Source organism: Streptomyces sp. SAS_270, from assembly GCF_052543295.1.
The window spans coordinates 35,996-58,450 of the sequence record NZ_JBMNDS010000017.1 but is presented as its reverse complement, the minus strand read 5'-3'; the positions used below and the strand labels follow the sequence as shown (position 1 = coordinate 58,450).

Here is a 22,455-nt window from a genome sequence, read left to right as displayed (position 1 = left end):
CGTGCGACCGACGCCTCTGTCGCTCCGCATCATCGGTTGAATGAGCAAGGGACCATCACCATGCGCTATCGCACCCTCGGCCGAACCGGTATCGAGGTCAGTGCCCACTGCCTCGGGACCATGATGTTCCAGGACGGGAGCAACTCCGACCACGACGATTGCGTCCGCATCATCCACGCCGCCCTCGACCAGGGGATCAACTTCGTCGACACCGCCGACATGTACGGACAGGGTGAGTCCGAGGAGATCGTGGGCAAGGCGCTGCGGGGACGCCGTGACGACGTCGTACTCGCCACCAAGGTCCACTTCCAGATGGGCGAGGGCCGTAATCGCGGTGGCAACTCACGGCGTTGGATCCTCAAGGCGGTCGAGGACAGCCTCCGGCGCCTGAACACGGACTGGATCGACCTCTACCAGGTCCACTTCCCCGACCACTCCACTGACATCGAGGAGACGCTCTCGGTGCTCAGCGACCTCGTGCGCGAGGGAAAGGTACGCGCCTTCGGTTGCTCGAACTTCCCGGCCGAGGAGATCGCCGAGGCACACCATGTCTCCGAGCGGCGCGGTCTCGGCCGCTTCCGCTCGGCCCAGCCGCCCTACTCGATTCTGGCCCGCGGAATCGAGGCCTCGCTCCTGCCCGTCTGCGAGCGCTACGGAATGGGGGTACTGGTCTGGAGCCCCCTCGCCTTCGGATTCCTCACCGGCAAGCACCGCAAGGACCAGCCCATCGACCTGGCAGCCGGCCGTGCCGCTCTTCGACCGGCGTTCTTCGACCCCGCGATCGCCGAAAACGCCGCCAAGCTCGACGCCGTCGAACAGCTCATCGAGCTCGCGGCGAGCATCGGCTGCACCCTCCCGCAGCTCGCCGTGGCCTTCACCGTGGCCCACCCCGCCGTCACCTCGGCGATCATCGGACCGCGGACCATGCCGCAGTTGGAGGACCTGCTCAAAGGCGCCGCGCTCACCCTGGACGATGCGACCCTCGACCGAATCGACGAAATCGTTCCGCCCGGGGTCAACCGGTACAACCCCTGGACCTACTTCCCCCCGCGATCACTGACCGACACCGCATTGCGCCGCCGCCCACTCACCGAACGCGCCGCGGCCTGAGCGACCTGATCATGGCGAACGGGTTCTGTGGCGGCCTACGGCAGGCGGGCTGCGCTCCGGACGGGGCACCGGTCTACGTGTTGCCGTAGGCGACTCATCGGGCAGCGCCTGCGTAGAAGTCGCCCCCTGCCCCCACGCCGTCCACGTCCGGGACTCGAAGCTCGGCGACCGGAGCCCTCAGTTTTCGGTCCCCGGCGACGCCTGGGCGGCCTTCATCACGTACGCAACGGGAGCTTGAGCTTCGGGCTCCGGGACCCGAGCCCCTTTTGCAAGGAATGGGCGGTAGGTTCAACCCACCCTCCCGCCCTCCCTGCGCCTCAACTCCCGCGCACACCAGGCCAGATCACTTTTCGTGATCGGCTTGCGACACATGGTCGCGACCCTCTAGCGTTCGCAGCAACAAACGACCCCGGCAGGTGTTAGCAGCACCGAACCGGGGTCTGACCTCAAGATCGGAAATGACGATCTCATGGCTTACCAAGACCCTAACGCTGCCCTGCCCACGCCCGCACACCCCATGGCGAATCCCGGCTACGGCAAGCGCTCCGCCCCGGACCAACTGCCCGCTCGTGCAGGCACCTTCGGACATCTGCCCGCCCGCGAGGCCTACGTCGCCGGATTCCTCGACCGGCTCCCGGACGGCGCCGCGATGGACGCCAAGACCCTCGCCAAGGCGCTGCCCCTCTACGGCCAGGCGGCCATCCGGACCGCACTCAACAACCTCTCCGCGGCAGGGCACCTACGTCGAGTACGACGCCGCGCGGAGGACAACGACACCGGAACCCGGTGGGTGTTCCACACCTACTGGTCCCGTACCGCACGTGACAACGAATGGTGGGCCCGGCTCCTCGACGGTGACGCGACGGGTGAGGTGCGGAGTGACGCCGTACAAGGCGTCGTACCGACCGAGATGACGCCCACGCCCGAGGACGCCCCCGACGACGTACGACCGAAGGCAGGTCCGTCGCCCGCCTACGCGGTCCTCGCTCGACTCGGCAGTACGGAACCCCGTTTGGCGCTCTCCCACGCCGATTGTGTCGCCCTCGAAACCCTCGCCACCGACTGGCTCGCCCGCGGGGCCGACGTCTCCCACCTGGTGCGGAGCCTCACCACGGGGCTTCCCGAGCAGGTGCACTCACCCCGGGCCCTCGCACAGCGGCGACTGCGCGACAAGATGCCGCCCGAGCTTCCCGAACGACCCGCCCCGCCCGCTCGCGCACCCCGCACGCTCATGGAGTGCACCAACTGCGGTGCGCCGGGCCGCCCGGAGGCCCTGCCCGGCGGACTCTGCCGCGCATGCCGCGACGCGGATACCGGCGACAGCGTGGCCGGGGGCGACGTGCTTGCGGCAACCGCCGTACGCGTTCGCGTAGCCCAGTTGCGCACGGCGCTGCGTGAACCGTGCCCCACGTGACCCGGCGCTGCCCGACTTCAGTGCTCCGCGCCTCGCACACCAGTTGCCGATCCCCGCAATAGGAGTCCATCGCATGACTATGCGATACCCTCGCATTATGGCCGCGAAGAAGCCCATCTCCGTAACCCTGGACCCTGACGTGCTCGAAGAGCTGCAACGTCTTGTCGAAGCGGGAGAGGCCTCTTCCCTCTCCGCGGTGATCAACGAGACCATGCGCAGCCGTGTGGAACGGCGGCAGAACGCCGAGCGGGCTCGCGCGTACATCGAGGAGACCCTGCTCGGCGGGCATCCGCTGAGCGAAGAGGAACTCGTGGAAGCCCGTGGCGCGCTGGCCGCGAGCAAAGCCCGCACCGCCGCACGTCGTACAGGCGGTGCCACAGCGGCATGAGCTACGGGATCGTCCTGGATCACCATGGTCTGCTCGCACTGGGAAGCGGGGATCGCAGGCTCTCGGGCTTCGTCGTAGCAGCTCACGAGGACCCGCTCTACACGCTGTCCGTCCCGGCACTCTGCCTCGCCGAGGCCACACGCAACCGACCGGGAGTCTCGACGCACCTGGCGCAGCTCCCAGCGGTCGAGGTCACCGTGATCGACCGGATCGTCGCCGACACCATGGGGCGCATCGGGGCCGCGCTCTTCCCCGAGCAGGGCTGGCACGTCCTGCACGCGGTCGCGGCGAGCCTCGTCTCCGGATGGGAGATCGCGACCACCGAGCCGCAGGAGTACCACGGCTTCGGAGTGCCTGTCCTGCACGTCGAGCAATAAACGACAAGCGCCCGTCTCCGCCGGCACTCCGGCAGGAGACGGGCGCCAGGTCCCGCGAACGGCGACCCTTCATCCGGTCGCTTACAGCCCGCCCTCCGACATCCCGTGCACCGCCGGGATCGTGCCCAGGCGGCCCTTCTGGAAGTCCTCGAAGGCTGTCTGGAGTTCGGCCTGGGTGTTCATGACGAACGGGCCGTAGTGGGCCATCGGTTCGCGGATCGGGCGGCCGCCGAGGAGGACGACCTCGAGGTCGGGCTCGTTGGCGTCCTGCTGCTCGTCCGCGCGGACCGTGAGGGAGGAGCCGGCGCCGAAGACGGCAGTCTGGCCCTTGTGGACCGGGCGGCGGTCCGTGCCGACGCTGCCGCGCCCGGCGAGGACGTAGACCAGGCCGTTGAAGTCCTCGCGCCACGGCAGCGTGACCTCGGCGCCCGGCCGTACCGTCGCGTGGACCATCGTGATCGGCGTGTGCGTGATGCCGGGGCCCTCGTGGCCGTCGAGCTCACCGGCGATGACGCGGAGCAGGGCGCCGCCGTCGGGGGTGCTCAGGAGCTGGACCTGGCCGCCGCGGATGTCCTGGTAGCGCGGGGCCATCATCTTGTCCCTGGCCGGGAGGTTCACCCACAGCTGCAGGCCGTGGAAGAGGCCGCCGGACATGACGAGCGCCTCCGGCGGGGCCTCGATGTGCAGGAGGCCGGCGCCCGCGGTCATCCACTGGGTGTCGCCGTTGGTGATGGTGCCGCCACCGCCCTGGCTGTCCTGGTGGTCGAAGATGCCGTCGATGATGTAGGTGACGGTCTCGAAGCCGCGGTGCGGGTGCCAGGGGGTGCCCTTCGGCTCTCCCGGCGCGTACTCCACCTCGCCCATCTGATCCATCATGATGAACGGGTCGAGGTGTTTGTAGTTGATCCCGGCGAACGCGCGGCGCACCGGGAAGCCCTCACCCTCGAAGCCGCTGGGAGCGGTCGTCACGGCAAGCACGGGACGGGCCACGGCGTCCACCGACGCGGCCACACGGGGCAGGGTCAGCGGGTTCTCGACGGTCACTGCAGGCATGTCGGGACCTCCTTGTGCTTCGAGTTTAGTTGATTATTGAACTTTCTGCCACCCATAACGGCGGACGCCCGGAGGGCATTCCCTCCGGGCGTCTCAGGTGAAGAGCCAGCGACAGAACGTCAGCCGTACATCCGCCGCATCGCGAAGTCGACCATCTGTTCGACCGCCTTCGCGTCGAAGACCATGCGGTGCTCGCCCTCCATGTCGAGGACGAAGCCGTAGCCCGTCGGGAGCAGGTCGATCACCTCGGCGCCGGTGATGACGAAGTACTTGGACTCCTTGCCGGCGTAGCGGCGGAGCTCCTTGAGCGACGTGAACATGGGGATGACCGGCTGCTGGGTGTTGTGCAGGGCCAGGAAACCGGGGTTGTCGCCGCGCGGGCAGTAGACCTTCGAGCCCGCGAAGATCTGCTGGAAGTCCTCGGCGGACATGGACCCCGTGGTGAAGGCGCGGACCGCGTCCGCGAGGGACGGCGGGGACGGCTCGGGGTAGAGCGGCGGCTGCTGGCCGTACGCGCCGGGCATCTGCTGCTGCGGCGGGGCGTACTGCTGCTGCGCACCCGCGTTCTGCTCGTAGCCGTACATGGGCGACAGCGTACCGAGCGCGCCGGTGGCGGGGCACGCCGTCCCGCCACCCGGCGCACGGGGCGCACGGAGCAGGCAGAGCGCGGGGGCCGCGGAGCACACGTACGGAAGTCGAGGCGGGCTCCGGCGGTACGCGGCAGGGTAGAGCCTGCTCACACTTGGGCGGTTTGGGGTTGCATCTTATTACCGACGGGTAGCATCATCGTAGCTACTAGTTGGTACGTAAACCAGATACGCACCAGCTATCGCACCAGGTACGAGGCATCACCACCTCCCCGATCCCTTACGGAGCCGTCGCCATGGGGCATTACAAGTCGAATCTCCGCGACATCGAGTTCAACCTCTTCGAGGTGCTCGGGCGCGACAAGCTGTACGGCACCGGCCCGTTCGCGGAGATGGACGTCGAGACCGCCAAGAGCATCCTCGAGGAACTGACCCGCCTCTCGGAGAACGAGCTGGCCGAGTCCTTCACGGACGCCGACCGCAACCCGCCGGTCTTCGACCCCGAGACGAACACCGCGCCCGTCCCGGCGTCCTTCAAGAAGAGCTACAAGGCCTTCATGGACTCGGAGTACTGGCGCCTGGGCCTGCCCGAGGGCATCGGCGGCACGACGGCACCCCCGTCCCTGATCTGGTCGTACGCGGAACTGATCCTCGGTGCGAACCCGGCGGTCTGGATGTACTCCTCCGGCCCCGCGTTCGCCGGGATCCTCTACGACGAGGGCAACGACGTCCAGAAGAAGATCGCCCAGATCGCGGTGGAGAAGACCTGGGGCTCGACCATGGTGCTCACCGAGCCGGACGCCGGTTCGGACGTGGGCGCCGGTCGCACCAAGGCCGTCCAGCAGGACGACGGCTCCTGGCACATCGAGGGCGTGAAGCGCTTCATCACCTCCGGTGAGCACGACATGGAGGAGAACATCCTCCACTACGTCCTCGCCCGCCCCGAGGGCCACGGCCCCGGCACCAAGGGCCTGTCCCTCTTCCTCGTCCCGAAGTACGAGTTCGACTTCGAGACCGGCGAGCTGGGCGAGCGCAACGGCGTGTACGCGACGAACGTCGAGCACAAGATGGGCCTCAAGGCGTCCAACACGTGCGAGATGACCTTCGGCGACCGTCACCCCGCCAAGGGCTGGCTGATCGGCGACAAGCACGACGGCATCCGCCAGATGTTCCGCATCATCGAGTTCGCCCGCATGATGGTCGGCACGAAGGCGATCTCGACCCTGTCGACGGGCTACCTGAACGCACTTGAGTACGCCAAGGAGCGCGTCCAGGGCCCCGACCTCGCGCAGTTCATGGACAAGGCCGCGCCCAAGGTCACCATCACCCACCACCCGGACGTGCGCCGCTCGCTGATGACGCAGAAGGCGTACGCGGAGGGCATGCGCGCCCTGGTGCTGCACACCGCGTCGGTCCAGGACGAGATAGCCGTGAAGACGGCGGCCGGCGAGGACGTCAGCGCGCTGCACGCGCTCAACGACCTGCTCCTGCCGATCGTGAAGGGCTACGGCTCCGAGAAGGGCTACGAGCAGCTCGCGCAGTCGCTGCAGACCTTCGGCGGCTCCGGGTTCCTCCAGGAGTACCCGATCGAGCAGTACATCCGCGACGCCAAGATCGACACCCTCTACGAGGGCACGACCGCGATCCAGGGCCAGGACTTCTTCTTCCGGAAGATCGTCCGCAACCAGGGCGCCGCGCTGAACTCGCTCGCCGAGGACATCAAGAAGTTCCTGGCGCTCGGCACCGGCGGCGAGGAGCTGTCCGGCGCCCGCGAGCAGCTCGCCAAGGCGGCCGTCGAGCTGGAGGCCATCGTCGGCCTCATGCTCACCGACCTCGCGGCGACCGAGCAGGACGTCAAGAACATCTACAAGGTGGGCCTCAACACCACCCGCCTGCTGCTCGCTTCCGGCGACGTCGTCGTCGGCTACCTGCTGCTGCGCGGCGCCGCTGTCGCCGCGGAGAAGCTGGAGACGGCCTCGGCCAAGGACCGCCCGTTCTACACCGGCAAGATCGCGGCCGCGAAGTTCTTCGCCGCCAACGTCCTGCCCGGCGTCACCGGCGCGCGCAAGCTCGCCGAGGGCGTGGAGCTGGACCTGATGGAGCTCGACGAGGCCGCGTTCTAGGACCTCCGCCGGGCCCCGCCGACCGGGCCGGACGCCGGACGCGACCCCGTCCGTCCGCGTCCGTCCACGTCCGTCCTCTCAGGTGGCCGCCCTTCACATCCTCCTTACGAGGGCCCGTTCCCCATCCCGGGGAGCGGGCCCTCGGGCGTCGTTAAGGTGAACCCCATGCGCACACCCTCCCGCTTCGACCGCGGCCACACCGACGACCTCATGTCCTTCCTGGCGGCGAGCCCTTCGCCGTACCACGCGGTGGCGAACGTCGCCGAGCGGCTGGAGAAGGCCGGATTCCGCCAGGTGGCCGAGACGGACGCGTGGGACGGGACCAAGGGCGGGAAGTACGTGCTGCGCGGGGGTGCCGTCGTCGCCTGGTACGTGCCCGAGAGCGCCGAACCGCACACTCCGTTCCGGATTGTCGGCGGCCACACCGACTCCCCCAACCTGCGCGTCAAGCCGCAGCCCGACAGCGGTGCGCACGGCTGGCGGCAGATCGCGGTCGAGATCTACGGCGGCCCGCTGCTCAACTCCTGGCTCGACCGCGACCTGGGCCTGGCGGGGCGCCTGACACTGCGGGACGGCTCGACGCGGCTGGTGAACATCGACCGCGCCCTGTTGCGCGTGCCCCAACTCGCCGTCCACCTCGACCGGTCCGTCAGCAGCGAGGGCCTCAAGCTCGACAAACAGCGCCACCTGCAGCCCATCTGGGGTCTCGGCGATCCCCGCGAGGGCGACCTGATCTCCTTCCTGGAGGGGGAGTGCGCACTGGCCGCCGGCGAGGTCACCGGCTGGGACCTGATGACCCACTCCATCGAGCCGCCCGCCTACCTGGGCCGCGACAAGGAGCTGGTGGCGGGCCCGCGCATGGACAACCTGCTGTCCGTGCACGCCTGTACGGCCGCCCTCGCCGCCGTGTCGGCCGTGGGCGAGCTGCCGTACATCCCCGTCCTGGTCGCCTTCGACCACGAGGAGAACGGCTCGCAGAGCGACACGGGCGCCGACGGGCCGCTCCTCGGCAACGTGCTGGAGCGCTCGGTGTTCGCACGCGGCGGCTCGTTCGAGGACCGGGCGCGCGCCTTCGCCGGCACCGTCTGCCTCTCCTCCGACACCGGCCACGCGGTGCACCCCAACTACGCGGAGCGGCACGACCCGACGCACCACCCGCGTGCCGGCGGCGGCCCGATCCTCAAGGTCAACGTCAACAACCGCTACGCCACGGACGGTTCGGGCCGCGCGGTCTTCGCCGCCGCCTGCGAGAAGGCCGACGTGCCCTTCCAGTCGTTCGTCTCCAACAACTCCATGCCCTGCGGCACCACCATCGGCCCCATCACCGCGGCCCGGCACGGCATCAAGACCGTCGACATCGGCGTGGCCATCCTCTCGATGCACAGCGCCCGTGAACTCTGCGCCGCCGACGACCCGTTCCTGCTGGCCAACGCGCTGGTCGCGTTTCTGGAGGGCTAGCCGCCGCATGGCTGCGACGGTGCCGGGTACCCGGGCTTCTCCCGGAGCGACTCCGAATCCGTTACAGGGAGGCGGCATCCATGGGTCTGGGCGGGTGCATCATTCTGATCGCCGTAGGGGCGATCCTCACTTTCGCGACCGACTGGGACATGCAGGGGGTCAACCTGCCCCTGGTCGGCGTCATCTTCATGATCGTCGGGCTGATCGGTGTGACGACGTTCAGCAGCATCGCCAGGCGCAGGCGGGTGGTCGTACCGCCCACCACGCCGGTGATCGAGGAGGAACGGCACCACCACCGCGACGGCTACAACGACGGCTACGGGATGTGATTCCGCACACCCGCGCGCCCACTAAGGAGCGAGCGTGTGGCCCGTGGTGGCGTCCACGTGATCGGGGACCTCGTCGTGGCGGTCGCCGACGGTGAGGGTGCCGGTCGGCTCGAAGAGGAGGAGGGCGGCGCCGGCCGGGGCGGCCGGCTTGTGCTCGGTGCCGCGCGGGACGGTGAAGACGGAGCCCCGGGGGAGTACGACGGTTCGCTCGCCCGTGGGCTCGCGCAGCGCGATGTGCAGCTCCCCCTCCACCACCAGGAAGAACTCGTCGGTGTGGTCGTGCACGTGCCAGACGTGCTCGCCCTCGACCTTGGCGACGCGTACGTCGTAGTCGTTGACGGTGGTGACGATGCGGGGGCTCCACAGGTCGTCGAAGGAGGCGAGGGCCTTGGCCAGGGAGAGGGGTTCGCTGCTCATGACGTCATCCTCGGCGGTGGTCCGGCGTCCGCACGAGTGCTAGAAATCGCATATGCCGCAAGGATCCTCTCAGCCGGACCGACCGCACCGGGTCGTTCTCGTCGTCGACGAGAACTCCAACCCCTTCGAGATGAGCTGCGCCATCGAGGTCTTCGGCCTGCGCCGGCCCGAACTCGGCCGGGAGCTCTACGACTTCAGGCTCTGCGCGGCGGATCCGCACACCCGTATGCGGGACGGCTTCTTCACGCTCACCGGCGTCGCGGGCCTCGACGCGGCCGAGGAGGCGGACACGCTGATCGTGCCCAACCGGCCCGACACGCAGACGCCGCGCTCCCCCGAGCTGCTGGCCACCGTGCGCCGGGCGCATGAGCGGGGCGCGCGGCTCATCGGGTTCTGCTCCGGCGCGTTCACGATCGCCGAGGCGGGACTGCTGGACGAGCGCCGGGCGGCCTGTCACTGGATGTGGGCCTCCGCCTTCCGCTCCCGCTTCCCCCGGGTCCGCCTGGAGCCCGACGTCCTCTTCGTCGACGACGGCGACATCCTCACCGCGTCCGGCAGCGCCTCGGCGCTCGACCTCGGTCTGCACGTCGTACGGCGGGACCACGGCGCCGAGATCGCCAACGCGGTCTCGCGCAGACTCGTGTTCGCGGCCCATCGCGACGGCGGGCAGCGTCAGTTCGTCGAGCGGCCCCTCCCCGACGTACCGGACGAGTCCCTCGCCCCGCTGCTGGCGTGGGCCCAGGGGCGGATAGGGGAGCCGCTGACCGTCGCGGACCTCGCCACCCGCGCGGCCGTCTCCCCCGCCACCCTGCACCGCCGTTTCCGCGCCCAGCTCGGCACGACCCCGCTGGCCTGGCTGACGGGCGAGCGGGTGGCGATGGCCTGCCGGCTGATCGAGCGGGGCGAGGAGCGGCTCGGCGTGGTGGCACAGCGCAGCGGTCTGGGCAGCGCCGCGAACCTGCGGGCGCGGCTGCGGCGAGAGACGGGACTCAGCCCGTCGGCCTATCGGCGGCGTTTCGGACCGGCCGCCGGGGAAGGGCTCGCCGTATGAGATTCCTGGTACGCGACCGGCTCCTCGGCTTCGGCGAGGACTACTGGATCGAGGACGACCACGGCGCCAAGGTCTACCTCGTCGACGGCAAGGCGATGCGACTGCGGGACACCTTCGAGCTGAAGGACACGCACGGGCGCGTCCTCATCGACATCCACCGGAAGATGCTCGCGCTGCGCGACACGATGATCATCGAGCGGGACGGCGGCCCGCTGGCCACCATCAAACGCAAACGCCTGTCCCTGCTCCGCAACCACTACCGCGTCTGCCTGGTCGACGGCACCGAACTCGACGTCAGCGGCAAGATCCTCGACCGCGAGTTCGCCGTCGACTACGACGGCGAACTCCTCGCCCAGATCTCCCGGCGCTGGCTGCACGTCCGGGAGACGTACGGCGTCGACGTCGTACGCGACGACGCGGACCCGGCGCTGATGATCGCGGTGGCGGTATGCGTGATCCACCTGGCGGAGAAGGAACGCGGGGAGGACTAGGGGGCTTCGGCCAGGGCCGCTAGGGGCCTTCGGCTAGGCCGCCAGGGGCCTTCGGTCAGGGCCGGCGCGGTGGGTCCAGCCCCAGCAGGCGGTCCTTCAACGCGGGGAACTGCTCCCGGGTCGTGGCGACCTTGCCGGGGTCGAAGTCGACCGTGAGGATCTCCTCGTCCGGGCCCGCCTCGGCGAGGACCTCGCCCCAGGGGTCGACCACGATCGAGTGCCCGGCCTGGGGAACTCCCGCGTGCGTACCGGCCGTTCCGCAGGCGAGCACGAACGCCTGGTTCTCCACGGCCCGCGCCTGCGCCAGCAGCGTCCAGTGGGCGCGGCGCCGCTCGGGCCAGCCGGCCGACAGGACGAGGGTCTCGGCGCCCGCGTCGACGAGCCCGCGGAAGAGCTCGGGGAAGCGCAGGTCGTAGCAGGTGGCGAGGCCGAGGGTCGTCTCGGGCAGCCGGACGGTCACCAGTTCCGTGCCCGCGCCCATCAGCACGGCCTCGCCCTTGTCGAAGCCGAAGCGGTGGATCTTGCGGTACGCGGCGGCGAGTTCACCGGCGGGCGAGAAGAGGAGCGAGGTGTTGTAGAGGGGGCCTTCGGGGTCTCTCTCCGGGATCGAGCCCGCGTGCAGCCAGACGCCCGCGTCGCTCGCCGCCTTCGCCATCGCCTCGTAGGTGGGCCCTTCCAGCGGCTCGGCCTCGGCGGCGAACGCCTCGTAGGCGAACGCTCCGGTCGTCCACAGTTCGGGCAGGACGACAAGATCCACTCCGCCCTGTTCCCGTACGTGCTCCTGTACGAGAGATGCCACGCGCTGCCTGCGTGAATCGACCGATTCACCCTCGTCTACGGCGATCTGGATGAGAGAGGCGCGCACACTACCACCGTCCTGGCATTCGAGCCGTCCATACAGGCCTACGATCGTCACACGAAAGCACTGCCGGGGTGCCTCACAGCAGCGTAACTTAGCGTTTCAAGACACCCGCTGCCCGTGCACTGCCCGCGTACCAACCGCCCGAGGGGTCCCGTTCCGTGAGTCTGCATCCCAGCCTTCAGTCCTACGCCGACGCCTGGACCCACTCGATCGAAGCGATAACCGAGCTGGTGACACCGCTGGTCGAGGGCGAGTGGAATCGGCGGACGCCCTGCCCCGGCTGGTCGGTGCGCGACATCGTGTCCCATGTCATCGGTCTCGACTGCGAGATGCTCGGCGACCCCCGCCCCATCCACACACTCCCGCGCGACCTCTACCACGTGACCAACGAGCACCAGCGGTACATGGAGATGCAGGTCGACGTCCGCCGTCACCACACGGCGCCGGAGATGACGTCGGAGCTGGAGTACACGGTCATCCGCCGCAACCGCCAGCTGCGGAACGAGTCGCGGCAGCCGGAGACCAAGGTGCGCGGCCCGCTCGGCAGCGAGTGGACCCTCGAAGAGGCCATGCGGGAGCGGGCGTTCGACGTGTGGGTGCACGAGCAGGACCTGCGCGCGGCGCTGGGCCGCCCGGGCAACCTCGACTCGCCGGGCGCGTACGTCACCCGTGACGAGCTGCTGGCCGCGCTGCCGGGTGTCGTCGCCAAGGACGCCGGTGCGCCCGCGAGTTCGGCGGTGGTCTTCGACGTCCACGGTCCCGTCGAGTTCCTGCGCACGGTCCGCATCGACGCCGAGGGCAACGGCACGGTCGACGGCGCACCCTCCCTCGGACCGGCCGCCACCCTCGCCCTCGACTGGGAGACCTACGTCCGCCTCGCCTGCGGCCGCGTGCGCGCCGACGCCGTGGCGGACCGCATCAAGGCAGAGGGCGACCCGGAACTGACGGCCGCGATCCTGAGAAACTTCGCGGTGACCCGCTAGCGGGTCCGAGCCCGTCCGGCGGCCGGGGAAGAGCACGGCGGCGCTGCGCAGGGGGTGAACGGGCGCCGCCCCTACACGGGGACGTGCACCGTCTCCACCCGGCTGGCGACCAACCGCTCCCGCTCACGTCGAGCGGCCTGTCCGCGCAGCCGGAAGATCTGGCTCAGCCCCACCGCCTGAAGAACGAACACGGCGGCGAACGCGACCCGGTAGTTGTCCCCGGTGGCGTCCAGCAGCACCCCGATCGCCAGCAGCGTGGTCATGGAGGCGACGAAGCCCCCCATGTTGGTGATCCCGGACGCCGTCCCCTGCCGCTCCGGCGGATTGGCGGGCCTCGCGAAGTCGAACCCGATCATGGAGGCCGGCCCGCACGCCCCGAGCACCGTGCACAGCACGACCAGCACCCACATCGGCGCGTGCTCCCCGGGATACACCAGCACCCCGGCCCACACGATCGCGGTCGCCGCCACCGTGCCGAGCGCCAGCGGAAGGCGCGCCGCGTGATGCCGGGCGACGACCTGCCCGTACACCAGCCCGACGAGCATGTTGGAGAGGACGACCAGCGTCAGGAGTTCACCGGCGGCGGCCCGCGACAGCCCCTGCGCCTCGACGAGGAACGGCATCCCCCACAGCAGCAGGAACATCATCGCCGGGAACTGCGTCGTGAAGTGCACCCACAGGCCCAGCCGGGTGCCGGGCTCCCGCCAGGACGCGAGGATCTGCCGGCGGACGTAGGCGGCCCCCTGGTGCGGGAACGGCTCGGGTTCGTGGCCCTCGGGGTGGTCCTTGAGGAACAGCAGCAGGAGTACGAGGACCACGACGCCGGCGGCCGCGCTGCCCGCGAACGCCGCCGTCCAGCCCACCCCGTGCAGCAGCCGGGCGATCACGAGCGTCGAGACCAGGTTGCCCGCCATGCCCGCGAGACCGGCGAACTGCGCGACCATCGGCCCGCGCCGGGCGGGGAACCACCGGGTGCCGAGCCGCAGCACGCTGATGAAGGTCATCGCGTCGCCGCAGCCGAGCAGCGCGCGCGAGGCCAGCGCCGTGCCGTACGAGGGGGAGAAGGCGAAGCCCAGCTGCCCGGCCGTGAACAGGACGACGCCGATGGTCAGCACCTTCTTGGTGCCGAGCCGGTCGACCAGCAGGCCGACGGGTATCTGCATGCCCGCGTACACAAGGAGCTGGAGGATGGAGAAGGTGGAGAGCGCGGAGGCGCCCACGTGGAAGCGGTCCACCGCGTCCAGGCCGGCCACGCCCAGGGACGTACGGAAGATGACGGCGACGAAGTAGACGGAGACGCCGATGCTCCAGACGGCGACGGCGCGGCGGCCGCCGGGCGGATCGCCGGGCAGGGAGAGGGCCCCGGCGGAGCTCTTCGGGACGCTCATCGGACCTCGCCCCGCGCCAGGTTGGAGAACCAGCTGACGTGCCGGTGGAGGATGCCGACGACGGCCTCCGCGTCACCGGAGCGCAGCGCGTCGAGGATCTCCTCGTGCTCGGTGAGCGTCTTGGTGATCCGGTCGGGGTGGGCGTGCATGACGGCGACGCCCATCCTCAGCTGCCGGTCGCGGAGCTGGTCGTAGAGCCGCGAGAGGATCTCGTTGCCGCCGCTGCGGACGATCTCGGCGTGGAAGCAGCGGTCGGTGACGGCGGCGCCCGCCAGGTCCCCGGCCGCGGCCTGCTCCTTCTGCCGCGCGAGCAGCTCCTCCAGCCGGGCGATCAGCTGCGGGCCGGCGGGTACGACCTTGCGGGCCGCGTGCTCCTCGACGAGCTGCCTGGTCTCGACGACGTCCGCGATCTCCTGCGCGGAGACGGGCAGGACGAGCGCGCCCTTCTTCGGGTAGAGCTTGATCAGCCCCTCGACCTCCAGCTTCAGCAGCGCCTCGCGCACGGGGGTGCGCGAGACGCCGACCGCCTCGGCCAGCTCCCCTTCGGTGAGCAGTGTCCCGCCCTCGTAGCGGCGCTCCAGGACCCCCTGCTTGACGTGCGCGTAGACGCGCTCGGCGGCGGGGGGCTGCTTCACGGCCGCAGCGGCGGGGACGGCAGGGGCGGCGGGCTTCTCGGGGGCAGGTCCGACGGCCTCGGCGGGAGCAGAGGACACAGGAGTGACGGCAGGCATGCGCACAGCATAGATACAACACGTACGCATCGTGATCCGCGTCCATCATTCGGACCCCGCCCACCAACTGCACAACCTTCCGTGCTACTTACGTGTCAGATGTGGTGCGGCACTCCCATGTGGCCGCACTCTTGGGTCATTTGACGCATTCGGGGTACTCGACTTGAAAACTGGCATTATGGGCATGCGTGCGCGCAGGGCTGCCGCCACCGTCATCACCACCGGCGCGGTGGTCGCGGCCGGAACCCTCGGCGCGGCGCCCGCGAACGCCGTCACCAAGCCCACGATCGCGGCCGTCGGCGGCTTCGCGATGAACAACGGCACGGGCAAGACGCTCTACACCAAGGCCGCGGACACCAAGCGTTCCACGGGCTCCACCACCAAGATCATGACGGCCAAGGTGGTGCTGGCCCAGACGAACCTGAACCTCGACTCCAAGGTCACGATCCAGAAGGCCTACAGCGACTACGTCGTCGCGAACAACGCGTCGCAGGCCCACCTGATCGTCGGCGACAAGGTCACCGTCCGCCAGCTCCTCTACGGGCTGATGCTGCCGTCCGGCTGCGACGCCGCGTACGCGCTCGCCGACAAGTACGGCTCGGGCACCACGCGTGCCGCCCGCGTGAAGTCGTTCATCGGCAAGATGAACAGCGCTGCGACCAGCCTCGGCCTGACGCACACGCACTTCGACTCGTTCGACGGCATCGGCAACGGCTCCAACTACTCGACGCCGCGCGACCTGACGAAGATCGCCAGCAGCGCGATGAAGAACTCCACGTTCCGCACGGTCGTGAAGACCAAGGCCTACCAGGCCAAGACGGTCACGAAGACCGGCAGCATCCGCACGATGGACACGTGGAAGAACACCAACGGTCTGCTCAGCAGCTACAGCGGCGCCATCGGTGTGAAGACGGGCTCCGGCCCCGAGGCCAAGTACTGCCTCGTCTTCGCCGCGACCCGCAACGGCAAGACGGTCATCGGCACCGTCCTCGCCTCCACGTCCATCCCGGCCCGCGAGTCGGACGCGACGAAGATCATGAACTACGGCTTCGCGCTGTAGCCCACGCACACAGCAGAAGGGGGCCGGCCGCAACCAGCGGCCGGCCCCCTTCGCCGTTCGGCGCTTCAGGCAGAAAGAGGTACGGGAGCGATCAGGAGGGGTCGCCCGTCGAGACGTTGAGCTCGATCTCGGGCATGTCCTTGGGGTCGACGTCCGTGCCCGCGGAGGGGAACTGGTCCGTGATCGTGCCCTCGCCGTAGACGTTCTCGTCGACGGGCGTTTCCTTCATTTCCCAACCGGCGGCCTGGAAGCAGGACTTGACCGACTTGATGTTCTTGTAGGTGAAGTCAGGCACCTCGATCTTGTCCGGGTCGTTGTACGACTCCTGGGGATCGGTGCACTTCTCCTTCTCGATCGTCTTCGTCAGGTCCGGGCCCCGGTGCCCCGACGCCGGCGACGAGGCCGACGCACTGGAGCTCGCGTTGGTGCCGCCCTTGTCGTCGTCACTGCCGCCGTTGAGCGTGAGGGCGGTGATCAGGCCGCCGATGGCGACCAGGGCAACCAGGATGGAGCCGATGATGACCGGCTTGTTGTTCTTGCCGCCGGAGCCGCCCTGCCCGCCCGAGCCGGTAGAAAGCGGCGTCGTGGGCTGCGGCGTGAGGTTGTACGGAGGCGGCGTCGAGGCGGCCTGCTGGGGGGCGTACGCGGCGGTCTGCGCCGGCGTCTGGTAGCCGCCCTGCTGCGGGTAGCCGTACGACGGGGCCGGCGCCGGGGTGGCGGGCGGCGGGGTCTGGTAGCCGTACGGGCCCGGCTGGTACGGCGTCTGCACCGCGCCCGTCGGGCCCTGCGCCGCCTGGTCGACGGGCGGGAACACGGCGGAGCCGACGCCCGCGCCGCTCGACGTCTGGGCGCCCGGCACGATGTTCGGCGCGGCGGGCTGGAAGGACTGGGCCACGCGCAGGCACTCGTCGCGCATCGCCTCGGCGTTCGGGAAGCGCTCGTTCGGGTTCTTCTTCAGCGCGCGGGCGACCAGCGCGTCCACGGCCGGCGGCAGCGACCGGTTGATCGAGGAAGGAGCCACCGGCTCCTCCTGCACATGCGCGTACGCGATGGCCAGCGGCGAGTCCGCCTCGAACGGCAGCCGCCCGGTGACCAGTTGGAAGAGCATGATGCCGACCGAGTAGAGGTCGGAGCGGGCGTCCACGCCCCGGCCGAGCGCCTGCTCCGGGGAGAGGTACTGCGGGGTGCCGACGACCATGCCGGTCTGCGTCATCGACGTGACCCCGGACTGCATGGCGCGGGCGATGCCGAAGTCCATCACCTTGACGACGCTGCGCTTCGTCATCATCACGTTGCCCGGCTTGATGTCCCGGTGGACCAGGCCCATCTCGTGGCTGATCTCCAGCGCGGCCAGCACATCCGCGGTGATCTTCAGCGCCTTGTCGGCGGGCATGGCGCCGAACTGCTGCACATCCGCGTCGAGGACCGAGCCGAGCGGCTGGCCCTCGATGTACTCCATGACGATGTACGGCGTCGTCATGCCGTCGAGATCGTCCTCGCCGGTGTCGAAGACCGAGACGATGTTCGTGTGCGTGAGCTTCGCCACGGACTGGGCCTCGCGGCGGAACCGCTCGCGGAAGGCCTGCTCGCGCCCGAGCTCGGTGTGCAGCGTCTTGATCGCGACCTGCCGGTCGAGCACCGAGTCGTACGCGAGATGCACCGAGGCCATACCGCCCTCGCCGAGCAGATCCCGCAGCTGGTAGCGCCCGCCGGCGACCGCACGCCCCGCGTACCGGCCCTGTGCGCCGTCCTGGCTCATCTTCTGCGTCCCCCATCGGCGCGGCGGCAGCGGCTGGTTGCTCCCGCGTTCCGTGATCTCCTGATCAACGGCCAATCGTCCGTGCGCGATTGTCCGCGATCGATTGTCCGTGATCCATTGGCTTATTCCGGCCCAAGTCTGCCCCAGGCCACTGACACGTCAAGCTCGGTGCCCGTTCCGTGACCGTCTGAGAAAGAAGCGTCGCGGAAGCGTTACAGGTGGCGTACGGCCGGTACACAGAATTTGCACGACGGTACCCGAAACGGGTTTGATGGCCGGTCCTTCTCGATTCCAACCCGGACCGGCGCCTTGCGTCGAGCCTGTAGCGTGGCCCGACGGAGACCGTAACAACCACCGCGCAGACCGCGGGCAGAAACGACGGCGAGGACTGATGGCACAGCAGCAGCGCGCTCAGGGCCCGTCCGACCCCGAGGCGACTGGCGGCGGTATGTCAGATGCGCCGGAGATGTGGGGTAACGGCGGACTGGTCGGGGACGGCCGGTATCGGCTCACCCACAGACTCGGCCGGGGCGGCATGGCCGAGGTGTTCGCCGCCGAGGACGTACGTCTCGGCCGCACCGTCGCGGTCAAACTGCTCCGCTCCGACCTCGCCGAGGACCCGGTCTCCAAGGCCCGCTTCACGCGCGAGGCCCAGTCGGTGGCCGGACTCAACCACCACGCGGTCGTCGCCGTGTACGACTCCGGCGAGGACGTGGTCGGCCACGGAGTCGTCCCGTACATCGTGATGGAGCTCGTCGAGGGCCGGACGATCCGCGACCTGCTGCTCAACGCCGAGGCCCCCGGGCCCGAGCAGGCGCTGATCATCGTCTCCGGGGTCCTGGAGGCGCTCGCCTACTCCCACCAGCACGGCATCGTGCACCGCGACATCAAGCCCGCGAACGTGATCATCACGCAGACCGGCGCGGTCAAGGTGATGGACTTCGGCATCGCGCGTGCCCTGCACGGCGCGCAGTCCACGATGACGCAGACCGGCATGGTCATGGGCACGCCGCAGTACCTCTCCCCGGAGCAGGCGCTCGGCAAGGCCGTCGACCACCGCTCCGACCTGTACGCGACGGGCTGCCTGCTCTACGAACTCCTCGCGCTGCGGCCCCCGTTCACCGGCGAGACACCGCTGTCGGTGGTCTACCAGCACGTCCAGGACATGCCGGTGCCGCCGTCCCAGACCTCGGACGGCGTGTCCCCGCCGGAGCTCGACGGCCTCGTCATGCGCTCGCTGGCCAAGGAGCCGGACGACCGCTTCCAGACCGCCGAGGAGATGCGCGGCCTCGTCCAGTACGGGCTGCAGATGCTGTACGACCAGGGCGGCCACACCGGCACCTGGAACACCGGGCCCGTGGCGATGCACGAGGGCCGCAACACCCCGGCGGCGGGCTTCGCCGGCACATCGGCGCTGCCGCACCCCGGCGAGTCCGGCACCACGCAGATCCCGCAGCCGATCCTGCCCACGGGCTACGGCGGCGGGGACGACGGCGGTTTCGAGGGGCACGGCAACAAGGGTGGCGGCCGCGGCAAGCTGTGGATCCTCGCGGTCCTCGCGGTGATCGCCATCGCGGCGGGTGTCGCGCTCGCGCTGAACAACACCGGCAACAAGAAGGACGGGGACACGGGCACGTCGCCGTCACCGTCCACCTCGCAGTCCAGCAAGGACAAGGAGTCCTCCAAGGCTCCGAGCGACGAGCCGAGCGACGACTCCACGGAGTCCGGCACCAGCACGGGCAACAGCTCGGACTACTCGTCGCCGTCCTCCACCCCGACGCAGAGCTACAGCAACGAGCCCTCGACGGACCCCACGACGCCGTCGAGCGAGCCGACGAAGTCGACGGCGACCACTCCGCCGCCGACGGACGACCCGACGCCTTCCGAGGACCCGGTCACGCCGTCGGATCCGGCGGACGGCGGCACGGACCCCGGCGGCACGACGGAGGGAGTGACCGGCGGCTGACGCGTCGGCTCACCGAGCGGAGAAGTGAAAGCGGGGTCCACGCGCGCGTGGGCCCCGTTTTTCGTCTCCGCCGCCTTCGCCCGCTCAGCCGGCGAACGCCTCGCACACCGCCTCGTACTCGCGCGTCCACCACACCACCAGCGCCGACGCCGCGGGGAACTGCGGATCGGCTCGGGTGTCGCCGCGCTCGTAGTGCCAGCGCAGTATCCAGAAGTCGTTGAGGCGCTCCCACCAGACGCGGTGCACGGCCGCCGCGAGTTCGGCGGGTCCCGCGCCCGCGGTGCGCCGGTACGCGCGCGCGTAGGCCCGTACTTTCGCCAGGTCGAGCGTGCCGGCGGGGCGGACGAAGAAGATGACCGCGGCGCGTACCGCCTCCTCGGCGCGGGGCTGCACGCCGAGCCGGTCCCAGTCGACGATCGCGGCCGGCTCGCCATCGCGGTAGAGCAGGTTGAACGGGTGGAAGTCGCCGTGCACCCAGCCCTCCGAGCCGCCCTGCGGGGGCCGACGGTCCACGTGCCGTTCCAGCAGCGCGCGCCGTTCCAGGAGCCGGTGGCGGGCCAGTTCGTCGAAGGCGTCGCAGGGGCGGTGGCGGCGCACCTGGGCCAGCAGGTCGTCGATGAGCGCGAAGGTGTCGGTGGGGTCGGCGCCTTCCGGCGGATGCGCGGGCGCACGCTTCCGCTCGGGCGCGCGCCCCTGCGCCGGCATGACGCGCTCCAGGCTGGCGTGCACGACGCCCAGGAGCGCCCCCAGCCGCGTGCACTGCGCTGCCGTGAGCTGTCCGCCGTGCCGGTGCCGGCCGTCGATCCAGGGGTGCAGGGCGTAGGCGTGGCCCCCGATGACGGCGACTGTGCGCCCGTCGGTGCCGGTCAGCGGTGGCGCGACGGGAACGCCCAGGTCGGCGAGGCGCTGGGTGGCCCGGTGCTGGTGGGCGATGGCGGCGGGGTCGGCGGTCTCGGGGTCGAAGTGGTGCTTGAGGAAGTACCGGCCGCGGGTCGTGGCGACCCGGTAGCCGCGGTTCAGCAGCCCCTGGTCGACGGGTTCACAGGTCAGCGCGGACCCGGCGGCGTACTGCTTGAGAAGGGCGCCCAGCGGAGGCGTGTGGGTCGCAGGGGGTGGTACGAGGCGCACAGGGAGTCGTACGCGGAGTGCGGGAGGTGGTACATGGGGCACGGGCGGTGGTACAGATGAGCGCGGCACGCGCCAGATGGTAGGGCACCCCACTCCCGCCGGATTACGGGCTGTGAGTGACCGGGTACTCAAGGGCGCCGTCGGTGGAGTGCACGGTGGCGAGCTCCGGCTCGATGCGCAGATAGACCGGGTCGTAGGACTCGCCGTCCACGACGCGCGGAGCGGGGCCGAAACGGGCGAGCTCCTCGGCGGACGGCTCGACGCTGTCGCACCGGCCCACGACCTGGACGATCCACAGCCCTTCGCCGGGCCGGGCGGAACTCAGGTTGTCGGAGCCGTAGGCGACGACGCTGCCGACGCACGCCTGGTGGTAGCCCAGACCCCGGTGCATGCGCAGCAGGATGCCGCCGTCCACGGCGATGTGGCGGGCGAACGCGAGGAAGGGCAGCGCGCGCATGCTGGTGGCCACCCGCCCGTGGTCGGTGCGCCTGAGCAGTTCCGCGGCGAGCTGTTCGTCGGTGGGCATGCGACCAATCTGCGCCACCGGGACCGGGCGAAAAAGAGGAACTTGCCCCCGAAAGGGAGGCCTTAAGTCCCGAGTAATTCACGACGCCCGAATGAGCCGACGCACGAAACGACGCATGAGGCGGCGAACGAGACGGCGAGCGACCAGAAGGGCAAGAAGAACGAACAGAAGGACGAGACGGCGAACGAGAAGCAGAACGAGCCGGCGAATGAACCGACGGCTCCGATCAGCGACGCTCCTTCTCCGCCTGCCGACGGGCCACATACGCAGCCGCCTGGGAACGGCGCTCCATCCCCAGTTTGGAAAGCAGACTCGATACATAATTCTTGATCGTTTTCTCGGCCAGGTGCAGCCGCTCGCCGATCACGCGGTTGGTGAGCCCCTCGCCTATCAGGTCGAGGATCCTGCGCTCCTGATCGGTGAGGTGCGAGAGCCCGTCGTCTTCCTTGGAGCGGCCGCCGTCACGCAGCCGCTCCAGAACGCGAGCGGTGGCCACCGGATCGAGCAGGGACCTCCCGGCGGCGACGTCCCGGACCGCCGAGAGCAGTTCGGCGCCGCGGATGGCCTTCAGGACGTAGCCCGAGGCGCCCGCCATGATCGCGTCGAAGAGAGCCTCGTCGTCGGCGAACGAGGTCAGCATCAGGCACTTGACGCTCTCGTCCCGGGAGCGGATCTCGCGGCACACCTCGACGCCGCTGCCGTCCGGGAGCCGTACGTCCAGCACCGCCACGTCCGGGCGGGTGGCCGGAATTCGCGCCAGCGCGTCGGCCGCCGTACCGGCCTCTCCGACCACCTCGATGTCGTCCTCCACCGAGAGCAGCTCATGGACGCCGCGCCGGACGACCTCATGGTCGTCGAGGAGAAATACAGTGATTTTTCCGTCTTCGCGCACGGGGTCAGTCTCACACAGTGGTCGAAACCCCGCCCCAGGGGAACTCTTCCAATGCCCGGGGTGGCCGGGATAACGTGCCGGTGTTCCGGCCCCCTGCAAGGCTGTAACCAGTGCTGTGACCAGCAACTGTTCCCGACCGGCGCAAGATACTTGGAAACCCTAGTAAAAGTACTTGGAAATCCAAGCAAAAACGCAGGTCAGGAGGGGTTTCACAGAATTGTGGAGCACTGGGTAACGTGAAGGTTGCAGGGCGCTCGCCGGGGCACCTGTCACGCCTGTTCCCGGCCGAGTGCACCCACCCCGTGCACGGATATCGGAAGCAGGCGAGCCGCACTGGCCCACCGGCAACCCCGGGGACCGGA

At 69.7% G+C, this 22,455-nt stretch carries 23 protein-coding genes; 13 read left to right on the top strand and 10 right to left on the bottom strand.

Annotated features, from left to right (window positions below; genetic code table 11):
- Positions 1-60: 60 nt before the first annotated feature.
- The 5 genes from ACN6LB_RS14495 to ACN6LB_RS14475 all read left to right on the top strand — a co-directional run bounded on the left by ACN6LB_RS14495 (position 61) and on the right by ACN6LB_RS14475 (position 3,289).
- Entirely contained in the window at positions 61-1,110 is a 1,050-nt protein-coding gene (locus tag ACN6LB_RS14495; protein WP_445026144.1) for an aldo/keto reductase, read from the top strand.
- 25 nt (positions 1,111-1,135) lie between these two features.
- A complete protein-coding gene (locus ACN6LB_RS14490) occupies positions 1,136-1,348 on the top strand; it encodes a DUF397 domain-containing protein (RefSeq protein ID WP_445026211.1) in 213 nt (70 codons plus the stop codon).
- Between the two features lie 231 nt (positions 1,349-1,579).
- Positions 1,580-2,524, top strand: a complete 945-nt coding sequence (locus ACN6LB_RS14485; protein ID WP_445026143.1) for a hypothetical protein — start codon at positions 1,580-1,582, stop codon at positions 2,522-2,524.
- Between the two features lie 97 nt (positions 2,525-2,621).
- On the top strand, positions 2,622-2,912 hold the full coding sequence (locus ACN6LB_RS14480; protein WP_445026142.1) for a ribbon-helix-helix protein, CopG family: 291 nt from the start codon (positions 2,622-2,624) through the stop codon (positions 2,910-2,912).
- The gene (locus ACN6LB_RS14475) at positions 2,909-3,289 is read left to right on the top strand and encodes a hypothetical protein (RefSeq protein WP_445026141.1); all 381 of its coding nucleotides are present in this window, start codon (positions 2,909-2,911) and stop codon (positions 3,287-3,289) included. Before ACN6LB_RS14480 ends, ACN6LB_RS14475 begins: the two co-directional genes overlap by 4 nt.
- A gap of 81 nt (positions 3,290-3,370) precedes the next feature.
- Here the strand turns inward: ACN6LB_RS14475 and ACN6LB_RS14470 are convergent, their stop codons facing one another.
- On the bottom strand, positions 3,371-4,342 hold the full coding sequence (locus ACN6LB_RS14470; protein ID WP_356134306.1) for a pirin family protein: 972 nt from the start codon (positions 4,340-4,342) through the stop codon (positions 3,371-3,373).
- Between the two features lie 119 nt (positions 4,343-4,461).
- Positions 4,462-4,926, bottom strand: a complete 465-nt coding sequence (locus ACN6LB_RS14465) for an SseB family protein (protein ID WP_445026140.1) — start codon at positions 4,924-4,926, stop codon at positions 4,462-4,464.
- A 299-nt stretch (positions 4,927-5,225) separates the two neighbouring features.
- Between ACN6LB_RS14465 and ACN6LB_RS14460 the strand changes: the two genes are divergently transcribed.
- The 3 genes from ACN6LB_RS14460 (at position 5,226) to ACN6LB_RS14450 (ending at position 8,839) form a co-directional block, all read left to right on the top strand.
- The gene (locus ACN6LB_RS14460; RefSeq protein WP_356134302.1) at positions 5,226-7,052 is read left to right on the top strand and encodes an acyl-CoA dehydrogenase; all 1,827 of its coding nucleotides are present in this window, start codon (positions 5,226-5,228) and stop codon (positions 7,050-7,052) included.
- 165 nt (positions 7,053-7,217) lie between these two features.
- Positions 7,218-8,510, top strand: coding sequence for a M18 family aminopeptidase (locus tag ACN6LB_RS14455; RefSeq protein WP_445026139.1), 1,293 nt, complete (start codon positions 7,218-7,220; stop codon positions 8,508-8,510).
- Positions 8,511-8,590: 80 nt separating this feature from the next.
- Entirely contained in the window at positions 8,591-8,839 is a 249-nt protein-coding gene (locus ACN6LB_RS14450) for a DUF6458 family protein (RefSeq protein ID WP_356134298.1), read from the top strand.
- A 21-nt stretch (positions 8,840-8,860) separates the two neighbouring features.
- Here the strand turns inward: ACN6LB_RS14450 and ACN6LB_RS14445 are convergent, their stop codons facing one another.
- Positions 8,861-9,256 (bottom strand): cupin domain-containing protein, encoded by a 396-nt coding sequence (locus ACN6LB_RS14445; RefSeq protein ID WP_356134296.1) that lies wholly within the window; start codon positions 9,254-9,256, stop codon positions 8,861-8,863.
- Between the two features lie 52 nt (positions 9,257-9,308).
- On the opposite strand from ACN6LB_RS14445, the gene ACN6LB_RS14440 reads away from it, so the two are divergent.
- Complete coding sequence (locus ACN6LB_RS14440; protein ID WP_445026138.1) at positions 9,309-10,307, top strand: GlxA family transcriptional regulator; 999 nt, start codon at positions 9,309-9,311, stop codon at positions 10,305-10,307.
- Positions 10,304-10,798: an LURP-one-related/scramblase family protein gene (locus ACN6LB_RS14435; protein ID WP_356134292.1), complete on the top strand. Its 495-nt coding sequence runs from the start codon at positions 10,304-10,306 to the stop codon at positions 10,796-10,798. The genes ACN6LB_RS14440 and ACN6LB_RS14435 overlap by 4 nt, the downstream gene beginning before the upstream one ends.
- A 55-nt stretch (positions 10,799-10,853) precedes the next feature.
- Here the strand turns inward: ACN6LB_RS14435 and ACN6LB_RS14430 are convergent, their stop codons facing one another.
- Entirely contained in the window at positions 10,854-11,663 is an 810-nt protein-coding gene (locus tag ACN6LB_RS14430) for a carbon-nitrogen family hydrolase (protein WP_445026137.1), read from the bottom strand.
- Between the two features lie 155 nt (positions 11,664-11,818).
- Here ACN6LB_RS14430 and ACN6LB_RS14425 point away from each other — a divergent pair, with 155 nt between their 5' ends.
- The gene (locus ACN6LB_RS14425) at positions 11,819-12,643 is read left to right on the top strand and encodes a maleylpyruvate isomerase family mycothiol-dependent enzyme (protein ID WP_356134287.1); all 825 of its coding nucleotides are present in this window, start codon (positions 11,819-11,821) and stop codon (positions 12,641-12,643) included.
- A gap of 71 nt (positions 12,644-12,714) precedes the next feature.
- Here the strand turns inward: ACN6LB_RS14425 and ACN6LB_RS14420 are convergent, their stop codons facing one another.
- Together ACN6LB_RS14420 and ACN6LB_RS14415 are read right to left on the bottom strand one after the other, a co-directional pair.
- Complete coding sequence (locus ACN6LB_RS14420; RefSeq protein WP_445026136.1) at positions 12,715-14,031, bottom strand: MFS transporter; 1,317 nt, start codon at positions 14,029-14,031, stop codon at positions 12,715-12,717.
- Entirely contained in the window at positions 14,028-14,744 is a 717-nt protein-coding gene (locus tag ACN6LB_RS14415; protein WP_445026210.1) for a GntR family transcriptional regulator, read from the bottom strand. Before ACN6LB_RS14415 ends, ACN6LB_RS14420 begins: the two co-directional genes overlap by 4 nt.
- 196 nt (positions 14,745-14,940) lie before the next feature.
- On the opposite strand from ACN6LB_RS14415, the gene ACN6LB_RS14410 reads away from it, so the two are divergent.
- Positions 14,941-15,822, top strand: coding sequence for a D-alanyl-D-alanine carboxypeptidase family protein (locus tag ACN6LB_RS14410; RefSeq protein ID WP_445026135.1), 882 nt, complete (start codon positions 14,941-14,943; stop codon positions 15,820-15,822).
- 91 nt (positions 15,823-15,913) lie between these two features.
- Here ACN6LB_RS14410 and ACN6LB_RS14405 read toward each other — a convergent pair whose 3' ends face one another.
- Positions 15,914-17,581, bottom strand: a complete 1,668-nt coding sequence (locus tag ACN6LB_RS14405) for a protein kinase domain-containing protein (RefSeq protein WP_356134331.1) — start codon at positions 17,579-17,581, stop codon at positions 15,914-15,916.
- Positions 17,582-17,972: 391 nt separating this feature from the next.
- On the opposite strand from ACN6LB_RS14405, the gene ACN6LB_RS14400 reads away from it, so the two are divergent.
- The gene (locus tag ACN6LB_RS14400) at positions 17,973-19,547 is read left to right on the top strand and encodes a protein kinase domain-containing protein (protein WP_445026134.1); all 1,575 of its coding nucleotides are present in this window, start codon (positions 17,973-17,975) and stop codon (positions 19,545-19,547) included.
- Between the two features lie 84 nt (positions 19,548-19,631).
- On the opposite strand, the gene ACN6LB_RS14395 is transcribed toward ACN6LB_RS14400, so the two are convergent.
- From ACN6LB_RS14395 to ACN6LB_RS14385, 3 genes are all read right to left on the bottom strand, one after another.
- Positions 19,632-20,675: a phosphotransferase gene (locus ACN6LB_RS14395; protein WP_445026133.1), complete on the bottom strand. Its 1,044-nt coding sequence runs from the start codon at positions 20,673-20,675 to the stop codon at positions 19,632-19,634.
- Positions 20,676-20,778: 103 nt separating this feature from the next.
- Positions 20,779-21,201 carry a pyridoxamine 5'-phosphate oxidase family protein gene (locus ACN6LB_RS14390; protein ID WP_445026132.1) on the bottom strand — a complete coding sequence of 141 codons (423 nt, stop codon included), beginning with the start codon at positions 21,199-21,201 and terminating at the stop codon, positions 20,779-20,781.
- A 226-nt stretch (positions 21,202-21,427) separates the two neighbouring features.
- Complete coding sequence (locus ACN6LB_RS14385) at positions 21,428-22,093, bottom strand: response regulator (protein ID WP_445026131.1); 666 nt, start codon at positions 22,091-22,093, stop codon at positions 21,428-21,430.
- Positions 22,094-22,455: the final 362 nt, after the last annotated feature.